This window comes from Streptomyces scabichelini (assembly GCF_011045015.1).
Classification (GTDB): domain Bacteria; phylum Actinomycetota; class Actinomycetes; order Streptomycetales; family Streptomycetaceae; genus Streptomyces; species Streptomyces scabichelini.
Window position 1 is genome coordinate 1 of sequence record NZ_JAAKZY010000054.1, and the last position, 11,950, is coordinate 11,950.

General features: G+C 69.2%; 9 protein-coding genes. 5 read left to right on the forward strand and 4 right to left on the reverse strand.

The genetic code is table 11. The features are described from left to right. The first annotated feature begins 599 nt into the window (after positions 1–599). Both G5C60_RS18720 and ptsP read left to right on the forward strand, forming a co-directional pair. Positions 600–1,049 (forward strand): PTS sugar transporter subunit IIA, encoded by a 450-nt coding sequence (locus tag G5C60_RS18720; protein ID WP_165260685.1) that lies wholly within the window; start codon positions 600–602, stop codon positions 1,047–1,049. A gap of 77 nt (positions 1,050–1,126) precedes the next feature. Next, entirely contained in the window at positions 1,127–2,797 is a 1,671-nt protein-coding gene (gene ptsP / locus G5C60_RS18725) for a phosphoenolpyruvate--protein phosphotransferase (RefSeq protein ID WP_165260687.1), read from the forward strand. Positions 2,798–2,866: 69 nt separating this feature from the next. Here ptsP and G5C60_RS18730 read toward each other — a convergent pair whose 3' ends face one another. Next, the gene (locus tag G5C60_RS18730) at positions 2,867–3,760 is read right to left on the reverse strand and encodes a hypothetical protein (RefSeq protein ID WP_165260689.1); all 894 of its coding nucleotides are present in this window, start codon (positions 3,758–3,760) and stop codon (positions 2,867–2,869) included. 129 nt (positions 3,761–3,889) lie between these two features. Beyond that, complete coding sequence (locus G5C60_RS18735; RefSeq protein WP_165260691.1) at positions 3,890–5,866, reverse strand: acetoacetate--CoA ligase; 1,977 nt, start codon at positions 5,864–5,866, stop codon at positions 3,890–3,892. 238 nt (positions 5,867–6,104) lie between these two features. Between G5C60_RS18735 and G5C60_RS18740 the strand changes: the two genes are divergently transcribed. Continuing rightward, entirely contained in the window at positions 6,105–8,471 is a 2,367-nt protein-coding gene (locus G5C60_RS18740) for a glycoside hydrolase family 31 protein (RefSeq protein WP_165260693.1), read from the forward strand. Between the two features lie 40 nt (positions 8,472–8,511). On the opposite strand, the gene G5C60_RS18745 is transcribed toward G5C60_RS18740, so the two are convergent. Then, positions 8,512–9,048 (reverse strand): NUDIX domain-containing protein, encoded by a 537-nt coding sequence (locus G5C60_RS18745; protein WP_165260695.1) that lies wholly within the window; start codon positions 9,046–9,048, stop codon positions 8,512–8,514. A 47-nt stretch (positions 9,049–9,095) separates the two neighbouring features. Then, on the reverse strand, positions 9,096–9,905 hold the full coding sequence (locus G5C60_RS18750) for a M15 family metallopeptidase (protein ID WP_165260697.1): 810 nt from the start codon (positions 9,903–9,905) through the stop codon (positions 9,096–9,098). A 330-nt stretch (positions 9,906–10,235) separates the two neighbouring features. On the opposite strand from G5C60_RS18750, the gene G5C60_RS18755 reads away from it, so the two are divergent. Further along, positions 10,236–10,661, forward strand: coding sequence for a zinc ribbon domain-containing protein (locus G5C60_RS18755; protein ID WP_165260753.1), 426 nt, complete (start codon positions 10,236–10,238; stop codon positions 10,659–10,661). Next, positions 10,658–11,848, forward strand: coding sequence for a lipid-transfer protein (locus G5C60_RS18760; RefSeq protein WP_165260699.1), 1,191 nt, complete (start codon positions 10,658–10,660; stop codon positions 11,846–11,848). The genes G5C60_RS18755 and G5C60_RS18760 overlap by 4 nt, the downstream gene beginning before the upstream one ends. Positions 11,849–11,950: the final 102 nt, after the last annotated feature.

An 11,950-nucleotide genomic window follows, 5' to 3' on the forward strand; every position in this document is an offset into this window, starting at 1 on the left:
GCCAGCGTTCGTCCTGAGCCAGGATCAAACTCTCCGTGAATGTATTCCCGTAATCGGGATCACACATCACGAGAGCGGAACCCCTCCGAGGAATAATCGGAAAGGTTCACAGCGTCCTCGCTGTGTTGTTTTTCAAAGGAACCTCGCCACCGGAAAAGCTTCCGATGGACGGGGTATCAACATATCTGGCGTTGATTTTTGGCACGCTGTTGAGTTCTCAAGGAACGGACGCTTCCTTCGTACTCACCCTCGCAGGCTTTCCTCCGGGCTTCCCTTCGGTGTTTCCAAACTCTATCAGGGTTTTCCCATCTCTCTGACCGTGGTCCTGCAGGCATGCAGAACGGCAACCCGAGATAGGATCTGACAAGTTGAGTGCTGCCAGGTGGGGGCGCATGGTTGCGTCACTCCGCCTCAAGCAGGTGTACAACCCTACATGGAGGGGTGGAGCGGGCGCAAATCGTTTGTGCTGGGCTCTACGGTCGCCAACCGGGATCTCTCGTGCGGAACCGGCACTTCTCATGACTTACGCTGCTGAACAGCTCGCCGTCCGGTACAGGCAGTGACGGCCCATATGAATCTCCGCCCCCGGGAGGCTTCCCATGACCATCGTGACGTCCCCTCTTGCAGGACGTGCCATCGGCCTCGCGGCCGTACCCGATCCGGTCTTCTCTGGAGCCATGGTGGGGCCTGGCACGGCGATCGACCCCGTACGTGAGCCCTCTGAGGCCGTCGCCCCCATCGACGGCGTTGTTGTCTCGCTTCATCCGCACGCCTTCGTCGTAGTCGATGAGCAGGGGCACGGCGTACTCACGCACCTCGGTATCGACACTGTTCAGCTGAATGGCGAGGGCTTCGAGCTACTGATCAACAAGGGCGACACCGTACAGCGCGGTCAGGCCATGGTCCGCTGGAACCCTGTTGCCGTCGAAGCGGCCGGTAAGTCCCCGGTGTGCCCCATCGTGGCTCTCGAGGCCACCGCCGAGTCCCTCTCCGACCTCAACGTTGACGGCGACGTGAAGGCTGGCGACGCTCTCTTCAGCTGGCACTGACTTCAGTGCCGTCATGAATGACAGGCAGGACGACCACCGCGGTGGCGGGACCCGCCGCTCTATCGGAGACAGGTGACATGGAAACAACGCTGCGAGGCGTCGGCGTGAGCCACGGTGTGGCGATCGGCGAGGTTCGGCACATGGGGACAGCGGTTCTCGAGCCGCCTGCCAAGCAGATTCCGGCGGAGGATGCGGAGCGCGAACAGGGGCGCGCCCGCAAGGCCGTGGAAGCTGTGGCGGCCGATCTGATGGCGCGCGGCAATCTGGCGGGCGGTGAAGCCCAGGCGGTGCTCGAGGCCCAGGCCATGATGGCTCAGGACCCGGAGCTCATGGCCGACGTCGAGCGGCGTATCGCTGTCGGGAGCACGGCTGAGCGCGCGGTGTACGACGCGTTCGCCGCGTATCGCGCCCTGCTGGCGGGTGCTGGTGAGTACCTCGCCGGTCGTGTCGCGGACCTCGACGACGTGCGGAATCGTATCGTCGCGCGCCTGCTCGGTGTTCCGATGCCGGGCGTCCCGGACAGTGACGAGCCGTACGTCCTCATCGCTCGTGACCTTGCGCCTGCCGACACTGCGCTGCTGGATCCAGCACTGGTTCTCGGTTTCGTCACCGAGGAGGGCGGGCCGACCAGCCACAGCGCGATTCTGGCGCGGGCGCTCGGCGTTCCGGCTGTGGTCGCGCTGCCGGGTGCGAGTGAGCTCGCCGAGGGCACGATGATCGCGGTGGACGGCAGTACCGGTGAGATCTTCGTGAACCCGAGTGCCGACAAGAAGGCCGCCATGGAGGCCGCGGCCGCTGAGCGCAAGGCTGTGCTGGCCGCGTCGACCGGGCCCGGCGCCACTTCCGACGGGCACAAGGTCCCGCTGCTGGCCAATGTCGGGGGCCCGGCGGATGTGCCGGCGGCGGTGGAGGCCGGCGCCGAGGGTGTGGGTCTGTTCCGTACCGAGTTCCTCTTCCTTGACGACAGCAAGAATGCGCCGTCGGAGGAGAAGCAGGTCGAGGCGTATCGCAAGGTCCTTGAGGCCTTCCCTGAGGGTCGTGTCGTGGTGCGTGTGCTCGATGCGGGTGCCGACAAGCCGCTCGACTTCCTGACGCCGGCCGACGAGCCGAACCCGGCACTGGGCGTGCGGGGTCTGCGGACGCTGCTCGACCACCCGGAGGTGCTGCGTACGCAGCTGACGGCGCTCGCGAAGGCTTCCGAGGGGCTGCCGGTCTACCTCGAGGTGATGGCGCCGATGGTCGCCGACCGTATCGACGCCAGGGCGTTCGCGGACGCGTGCCGTGAGGCCGGTCTGCAGGCGAAGTTCGGTGCCATGGTCGAGATTCCGTCGGCCGCTCTGCGGGCGCGGTCGATCCTGCAGGAGGTCGAATTCCTCTCGCTGGGGACCAACGATCTCGCGCAGTACACCTTCGCCGCCGACCGTCAGGTGGGCGCTGTGTCCCGTCTCCAGGACCCGTGGCAGCCCGCGCTGCTCGACCTGGTCGCGCTGTCCGCCGAGGCGGCGAAGGCCGAGGGCAAGAGCTGCGGTGTCTGCGGCGAGGCGGCGTCGGACCCGCTGCTCGCGTGTGTGCTGACCGGTCTGGGCGTCACCTCCCTTTCTATGGGTGCGGCGTCGATTCCGTACGTCCGGGCGACGCTGGCCAAGTACACGCTGGCGCAGTGCGAGCGTGCCGCGGCGGCGGCGCGCGCCTCGGACAGCGCCGAGGAGGCGCGCAAGGCGGCTCAGGCGGTGCTGTCCGGCGAGTAAGTCGGCCCACGCCGTTGACCAGCGGTGATCGAGGGGCGCTCCGCCTGCGGGTGGGCGCCCCTCTCGTTTTCAGTGCGTGTGTGCCGTCGTGTGGCCGTCGTCCCCCAGGTCTGGTGGTACGCAGTAGTCGACGCCCGACTCCGGGGAGACGAGGTCGCCGGATTCGATGTCGGTGCAGTAGGCGTCGAAGACTTCTCCTGCGGTCAGTGGTTCCAGGCCTTCTCCGCGCAGGCGCCAGCCGAAGACGCGGTCGGTCGTGTCGGGTGCGCTGGTGCGCATGACGAGGCCTCCGGCGCTCTGGGTGGCGATGCCGACGGCCAGGACCGTGGTGAATTCGAGAGCCTGGGTCTCGTCGAGTTGGGGTGTGCCGTGGAGGTCGTCGTCGGCATGGAGGACGGCGACGAGTGGTTCCGGTGCGGTCGAGACGCTGCACACGAGGTGACGCTCGCCGGGGCCTGTGTTGTCGACGATGCGGACGAGCAGGTCAGAGGCTCGGATGAAGGCCGCACGGCCGATGTCCTCGCCGCACGACACGCAGTTGCCGATGCGGGACAGGAGCGTGGTCGCGTACTCCCAAGTGGCTTGTCGGACGGCCTCGTCGACGAGGTTCGGGACGAGGTCGACGAGGGGCTGTCCTTCGTACGGGAGGGTGGGGCCCGTCGAGGCGAGCTCGGCTGTGAAGCGGGTGCGGCTGGACGGGGCGTCGGGTTCCAGGCCGGTGTCGGCGCAGAACTCCGCGTACTCCTCGGGGTCGAAGAGTGCCACCGTGGTGTGGCCGCCCTGGGATGCGAGTGTCCTGAGCAGTGCTTCCACCTGCTGGAGATAGCCTGCGTGGTCGTCGAACGTGAAGGTGCGGTAGCGACGCATCGTCATGAAGTCGTGCTCGTCGGTCAGCAGGCCGATGGTGCCGGCGATTTCGCGGCGCAGGACGCGTCGCATGGTCGGGTGCTGGGTGTGCGCCATTTTTCCCCCTGAGTGCAGTCGATCAATGCTCACTCACGGTAATCGGCTGCACTGACAATGCCCGTCGGGGTGAGGGGTTCCCGCACGCGGCTCCGCTGGAAAGCGCAGGTCATCGCGTGTGGGGGATCATCAGGCGCGCTTGTGGGCCAGGTCCTCGTAGAAGCGCAGCAGTTCGACGCTGTCCACGGAGCCGAGGTTGACGGCCTTCTCGAGGGGAGCGCCTTGGAGAAGGCGCTTGACCGGGACCTCGATGCGTTTGCCCGTGAGGGTGTGCGGAATGCCGGGCACCTCGATGACCTCGTCGGGTACGTGGCGTGGCGAGAGTTGTTCGCGGATGGTCTGTTTGATGCGTCCGAGGAGGGCGTCGTCGAGTACGGCGCCCGGGGCGAGGTGTACGAACAGCGGCATCCAGTAGCCGCCGTCGGGCTGTTCGATGCCGATGACGAGGGATTCGCGGATCTCGGGGAGCCGTTCGACGGCTTCGTAGATGTCGGCCGAACCCATGCGTACGCCCTGGCGGTTGAGCGTGGAGTCCGAGCGGCCGTGGATGATCACCGAGCCGCGTGAGGTGACGGTGATCCAGTCTCCGTGGCGCCAGACGCCTGGGTACACGTCGAAGTAACTGTCGTGGTAGCGCCGGCCGTCGGGGTCGTTCCAGAAGCGGATGGGCATGGACGGCATCGGATTGGTGACGACCAGCTCGCCGACTTCGTCGGTCAGGGGTTTGCCGCTGGGGTCCCAGGACTGGAGATCGGTGCCCAGGCACGGGGCCTGGAGTTCGCCGATGTACACCGGGAGTGTGGGTACGGCTCCTGCGAAGCAGGAGCACACGTCGGTGCCGCCGCTGACCGAGGCGATCCACAAGTCGGCCCCGCTCTCTGCGAACTCGTCGTGCAGCCAGCGGAACCCGTCGGGCGGCAGGGGCGAGCCGGTGGTGGCGACGCACTGCACACGGGAGAGGTCGAAGTCGCGGGAGGGGCGCACGTCCGCCTTGCGGCAGGCCATGACGTACGCGGCCGAGGTGCCGTACAGCGTGGTTCCCGTGCGGTCGGCGATGCGCCACTGGGCGGCCGTGTCCGGATAGCCGGGGCTGCCGTCGTACAGGACGATCGTTGTGCCCGTCAGGAGGCCGGAGACGAGGAAGTTCCACATCATCCAGCCGGTGGAGGTGTACCAGAAGAAGCGGTCCTCGGGGCCCAGGTCGCAGTGCAGGGCGAGTTGCTTGAGGTGTTCGACGAGGATGCCGCCCTGGGACTGGACGATGGCCTTCGGTAGGCCGGTCGTGCCGGAGGAGTAGAGAACCCACAGAGGGTGGTCGAAAGGGACCGCTTCGAAGACGGGCTCCACGTCGGCGGAGGTGAGCGCGGACCACTCCAGAGCCCCTTCGGGGGCGTCGGTGCCGAGCAAAGGGACATGGACCACGGCGCGCAGCGTGGGCAGTTCGCGGCGCAGTTCGGCGACGGTGTCGCGGCGGTCGTGTTCCTTGCCGCCGTAGTGGTAGCCGTCGACGGTGAACATCACGACCGGTTCGACCTGCTGGAAGCGGTCGAGGACGCTGCGGGCGCCGAAGTCGGGCGCGCAGGACGTCCAGACGCCGCCCACGGCAGCCGTGGCGAGGAGGGCGACGACGGCCTGCGGAACGTTCGGGAGGTAGCCGCTGACGCGGTCTCCGGGGCGTACGCCGAGGGTGCGGAGCTCGGCGGCCAGGGAGGCGACCTGACGGCGCAGTTCGGACCAGCTGACCGGGCGCGGTTCGTGGGTTTCGTCGACGTACAGGAGGGCCGGTGCGTCGGCGCGGGTCTCGGCCGCGCGCAGGGCGTGCTCGGCGTAGTTGAGGGTGGCCCCGGGGAACCACTCGGCGCCCGGCATCGAGCGGTCGCCGAGCACGCGCGCGTAGGGGGTCGAAAACCGTACGTCGAACCACTCGGTGACGGCCTTCCAGAACGTGTCCAGCTCGTCCACGGACCAGCGGTGGAGGGCCGCGTAGCCGCCTTCGGACGGGGCTCCGTGGTGCTCGGCCGCCCAGGCCTGGAACTTCGTGATCTGCGCCCGGGCGATGCGTTCCCGGTCGGGCTGCCAGAGCGGTGAGGGATTCACGGAGGACATGGGGCGGCTCCCGGACTGTGCGCGTCGTGTGCGTGGGTCGCGCACAGGCTGGGGTGTGCGCGCGTCACGCGGCTGATACGGACGATGCCACGTGATCGACTTCCGCACCAGGGTGCGCCAAGGATGGTCCGGGTCGTGCGCCCCACATGGTCCGGGTCGTGAAGATGTGGCCCCGTCGCAGGTGAACGGCAGTTGAACGACTCACACATGTGGGCAGGGCAATGGCAGGCTGAGCAGCATGGACGGTCGTGACCTGGTGCGCTCGGTGAAGGCGGTCGGTTCGACAGGGGCGGCCCAGGGGTGGCGTACCGTGCGGGCCGCGTGGCGCAGGAGGCGTGCCGACGCGGCCGGGCTTCCGCCGCGTGGCGCCGAGCGCGCGCGGGTGCCCGGGCCCGTGCTGGACGTGGAGCCGGGGCCCGGCGGCGGACTCGTCCGGTTTACCCGGTCGGAGCTGCGCATCACCGTCGCCGTGAACGGAGCCGTCTTCTGGGGCTGGGACGGTGCCGGACCCGAGCCGTCGTACGCGCTCGCGGACCGCTCCCCCAGGCCGGACCCCCGAGCCGTTCTGGAGCCGGACAAGGACGGCGCCTGGCGGGTCGTGGCCGAGCGCGTGACGGTCGTCATCTCGCGGAACGGCGCCGTGGAGGTGCGTACGCCGGGCGGAGTCACCCTGCGTCGCGATCTGCCGCCCCGATGGTGGGAGCCGGTCGGCGGGGGTCGGGCGCGCTGGATGCAGCGGTCCGAAGTGGCCGCGGACGCACGGTTCTTCGGGCTGGGAGGGCGCGCGTCGGGGCCGCGGCTGCGCGACGGCACCTACCGGTTGTGGAACACCGATCCCGGCCTCGCCTTCGGTCCGGGTGACGATCCGCTGTACATCACCATGCCGGTGCAGATGGTGGTGGCCGACGCGGCCACGCATCTCGTGTTCCACGACAGCACATGGGACGGCAGCGTGACCTTGCGCGAGGGCGAGGAGGGCGCGGGGTCCGGGCACGACCGGGCCGGGACGAGCGAGCTGCGGATGGACGGCGGGCCGCTGCGCTGCTGGGTGATGGTGGGTACTCCCGCGCGCGTGCTGCACGCCTGGGCGTCGCTCACCGGGGCGGCCGCGCTGCCGCCCGCGTGGGCGCTGGGGCATCATCACGCGCGGTGGGGCTTCGGCAGCGAGCAGGAGGTGCGGCGGATCGTCGCCGGCTATCAGGACCGCGGGCTGCCGTTGGACGCGGTCCATCTCGACATCGACCACTTCGACGCGCACCAGGTGTTCACGGTCGACAGGGAGCGTTTCCCGAAGCTGCCGGTGGTCGCCGAGGAGTTGCGCCGGGACGGGATCCGGCTGGTGTCGATCGTGGATCCGGCGGTCAAGGCCGAGGCGGGCAACGCGGTGTACGACAGCGGGTCCGAGGTGGATGCCTTCGTGCGGGACTCGGCGGGCAAGCTGGTGCGCGGTGTCGTCTGGCCGGGCGAGGCGGTGTATCCGGACTTCACGCGCGCGCGTGTGCGCCAGTGGTGGGGCGAGTTCTACGAGGAGCGGCTGGCGCAGGGTTTCGCGGGCTTCTGGCACGACATGAACGAACCGGTGTCGTTCACGGCCTTCGGGGAGAACACGCTGCCCCGTTCCGCGCGGCATGACCTGGAGGGACGCGGTGGCGACCATCGCGAGGCGCACAACGTGTACGCGCTCGGCATGGCACGGGCCGGCTATGAAGGTCTGCGTGAACTGACGCCCAGGGGGCGGCCGTTCATCTTCTCGCGCTCGGGGTGGGCCGGAATGCAGCGCTACGGAGGGACCTGGTCCGGGGACGTGGCCACGGACTGGCCGGGGCTGCGGGCATCGCTGTCGCTGGTGGTGGGGCTCGGATTGTGCGGGGTGCCGTATTCGGGCCCCGATGTCGGCGGGTTCGACGGCAGTCCGTCACCCGAGCTGTATCTGCGGTGGTTCCAACTGGGCGCGTATCTGCCGCTGTTCCGTACGCACGCGAGCCTGCGGGCCGGGCGCAGGGAGCCCTGGGAGTTCGGCGACGATGTCCTGGAGCACGCGCGCGTGGCGCTCGTCGAGCGGCGGCGGCTGCTGCCGTACTTCGTGACGCTGGCGCATCTGGCGCGCCGTACGGGGGCGCCGTATGTGCGGCCGGTGTGGTGGGGCGTGCCGGAGGACCGGGCGCTGCGCGACTGCGAGGACACCTTTCTGCTCGGCGACTGTCTCCTGGTGGCGCCGGTGCTGGACCCGGGCACCGACCGGCGTGCGGTGCAACTGCCGCGGGGGCGCTGGTACGACACGGTGACCGAGGAGGCCTACGAGGGGCCCGCTCAGGTGCTGCTCGACGCTCCCATGTCCCGGATACCGGTGCTGGCGCGCGCGGGTGCCGTCGTGCCCGTACGCGGCGACGACGGCAGCCTGGAGCTGGAGGTGTGGGCTCCCGCCGGTGGACGTACCGGAGGCGGGCTCGTGGTGCGGGACACGGGCGACAGCTGGGAGGAGCCGGAGATCGAACGGTATGTGACGCGCTGGGAAGGACAGCGGGTGGTCGTCGAGCGGGACGGGGAGAACGGCCCGAGTGAGCCGTCGTGCCCTGTACGGGTCCGAGGGCTGAGGACGCTGTGACGCACCCTTGAGGTGCCTCTCGGCCTCCCTGGACGATCCGTCAGAGGTACCGGCCCTCGAAGAACGCGCGCGCCGCCACGGTGTGCAGCGGGAAGGCGAGTTCGGTCGCTGTGCGGAGCAGGTGCCAGCCCTCGGTCTCGTCCGTCGCGGAGGGCGGTGGCAGTTCGGCGGCCGGGCGTTCCGGAAGCAGACCGAAGAGCAGGAGGTGGCCGTCGGGAGAGCTCATCGCGTCGGCCAGCCGTACGTCGCGGCTTGCCGCGTCGATGCCCGTCTCCTCCTTGAGCTCGCGGACGACGGCGTGCCGCCAGTCCTCCCGGTGGTCGATGAACCCTCCGGGCAGAGCGATGCCCCCGCGCGCGGGGGCGATGGTTCGGGTGATGACGACCAGGGCCGTGCCCTTCGTGTCGTACGCGGGCTGAAGGGCCACCGCGACCGGCAGTGGATTGCGGTAGGCCACGGCGCCACAGGAAGCACAGGTGCGGGGCCAGCCGTAGACACCCTCTCCGTAGGGCGCTCCACAGCTCGAACAGTGCGAGTCCGGCACGGAGTTGGCGGACGGGTTCTGGGATGGGGACACGCCGCGGACTGTATCCGATCATCACAGGAGCGTCTTGACGGGCTACCTCAGTAGGACGGGACGAGGGACTTCTTGGACACCGGGAAGTCGAAGTAGGTGTCCGGGTAGAGCTCCGGTTTGTACGTGAAGTGCCACCATTCCTCGGGCAGGTTCACGAAACCGAGGTCTTCGAGGGTGTCCTTCAGCAGCAGCCGGTTGGCGCGCTGTTGCCCCTGGATGCGCGGGTCGAGGGTGTGCGACAGGGTGTCGAAGCAGTCGAAGCCGGTGCCCATGTCCACGGAGTTGTCGGGAAACCGTTCGGCCTGGGGTGCGTAGCACGGCACGAGCGGCTCCCCGGGGACGTACGGCCGGGTCGGTTTCGCCGGGAGCCGCACGAGCGTGAGGTCCATGGTGGATCCGCGGCTGTGGCCGGATTTCTCGGCGATGTAACCGTCCTCGAACAGGCGGGTCTTGTCGACCTGCGGGTAGAACTCGCCCTTCATGGTCTCGTCGTCCAGGTTCTCGGCCCAGCGGACGAAGTGGTCCACGGCTCGCTGCGGCCGGTAGCAGTCGTACACCTTCAGGGAGTAGCCCTGGCGCAGCAGCCTCGTCTGGGCCTTGTGAAGGGCCTCTGCCGCGGGCTTGGTGAGGATGCAGAGGGATTGCCGGTAGCCGTCGATGCGCTCGCCCACGAAGTTGTGCGGGGTGAAGTACCGGATCTCCTGGAGGATCGTCCGGTCCACGGATCTCAGCGCCACGAAGTCCTCGGGGGCCTTCTGCTCCGGAGTCGCCCGGGCGGTGGCGGAGGCGGCGGTGACGGCCAGCAGGGCGGCGAGCGCGGTGACGAGTCCGCGTACCGCGGTGGAGAGTCGGGTCATGCTCCTTGCGTTTATCAGCCGCGGGTTCCGTGGGGGAAGCGATCGGATACAGTCCGCGCCCGATCCGGTGGCGAGAGACGGCCGGAACCACCCCCGTAGGCCCCGGCCGTCCCTACCGATACTCCGACGCCAAGAAGGGCCCGAGCGGTTCTCGTAACTCACTGACCATTCAACTGACGCACCGCCCGATCGACTGACGCGCCGCTTGATCAGCCGAAGCACCGCCCTGTCAATCGGCACCCTGCCCAATCGGCACGGCCCATGGCACACTTCTGACGTACCGTCAGATCTTGTTGTTCTGGAGGGACCTTGTCGCGTACCCGCACACCCGTGGTCACCGGCTGGTTCACCGGCGAAGGGGACGACTTCCGGCTTCTGGGCACGCGCTGCTCGGCCTGCTCGTCGGTGTTCTTCCCCCGCGAGGACGCCTTCTGCCGTAATCCGGGGTGCCCGGGCGGCGAGCTGGCCGAGGTCCCGCTGTCCCGGCGCGGCCGCATCTGGTCGTACACCGACAGCCGGTACCGGCCGCCGTCACCGTATGTGTCCGACCCGGAACTCGAATGGCAGCCATACACGTTGATCGCTGTGGAGCTGGAATCCGAGCGGATCGTGGTGCTCGGGCAGACGGTTCCCGGAATCACCGTCGCCGATCTGACGGTGGGCATGGAGGTGGAGGTCGTCCCGGGCGTGCTGAACGAGGACGCGGAGACGACCTGGACGACGTGGCACTGGCGGCCGACGGGGGTGACGGCATGACGGGTGAGGTGGCGGTGCTCGGCGCGGGCATGCACCCCTGGGGCAAGTGGGGTCGCGGTTTCGTCGAGTACGGGACGGTGGCGGCGCGCGCGGCGCTGGCCGACGCGGGGGTCGACTGGCGGGACGTCGGCTCGATCGTCGGCGCGGACACGGTCCGTGGCGGCTATCCGGGGTACGTGGCCGGGGCGACGTTCGCGAAGGCGCTGGGCTGGCAGGGCGCCCGCGTGGCGAGTGTCTACGCGGCGTGCGCGTCCGGGGCCCAGGCCGTCAGCGCGGCCCGGGCGCAGATCCTTTCCGGACTCGCGGACGTGGTCCTCGTGGTGGGCGCGGACGCGGCTCCGAAGGGGTTCTTCCGGCCCGCCGGCGGGGACAGGCCCGACGACCCTGACTGGCTGCGGTTCCGGGTCCTGGGAGCGACGAATCCGGCGTACTTCGGGCTGTACGCGCGGCGGCGGATGGCCGTACACGGGGACACGCTGGAGGACTTCGCCCAGGTCAAGGTGAAGAACGCCGCCCTGGGGGCGCTGAATCCGTACGCGCGCTACCGCAAGCGGGTCACCGCCGAGGAGGTCGCCGCCTCGGCGGTGGTCGCCGATCCGCTGCGGCTGCTCGACATCTGCGCGACCTCGGACGGCGCGGCTGCACTCGTGCTGTCCAGCATGGAGTTCGCGCGGTGTCATGGGGCCGCGGATCCGGTGCGGATCCGCGCGGTGTCCACGGTGACACCGCGCTATCCCAGAACGGTCCTCGATCTGCCGGACATCGCGACGGACTCCGCGGTCGCGGTGGAGCCGGCGGCCGAGACGTTCCGCGCGTCGATCGCGCGCGCGGCGTACGAGGAGGCGGGCATCGGCCCGGAGGACCTCTCGCTCGCCGAGGTCTATGACCTGTCCACTGCCCTGGAGTTGCAGTGGTACGAGGACCTGGGGCTGTGCGGCGAGGGCGAGGCGGCCAAGCTCCTCCGAGAGGGTGCGACGGCGCCGGGCGGGCGAATACCCGTGAACGTCAGCGGCGGACTCGCCTCCTTCGGAGAGGCCGTTCCGGCGCAGGCCATCGCCCAAGTCTGCGAGCTCACCTGGCAGTTGCGAGGTGTGGCGGGCGAACGGCAGGTCGCGGGCGCGCGAGTGGGCATCACCGCGAACCAGGGGCTGTTCGGGCACGGATCGTCCGTGATAGCGGTCCGATGACCGCAGGGTGTCCTGCGCAATGGGGCCTGAAGAGCCTTCCGTACGCTGTGTGATCGGCCAGGAATCCTGCGTGAACAGCGCGTGAACTGCGCTTGGGCGCTC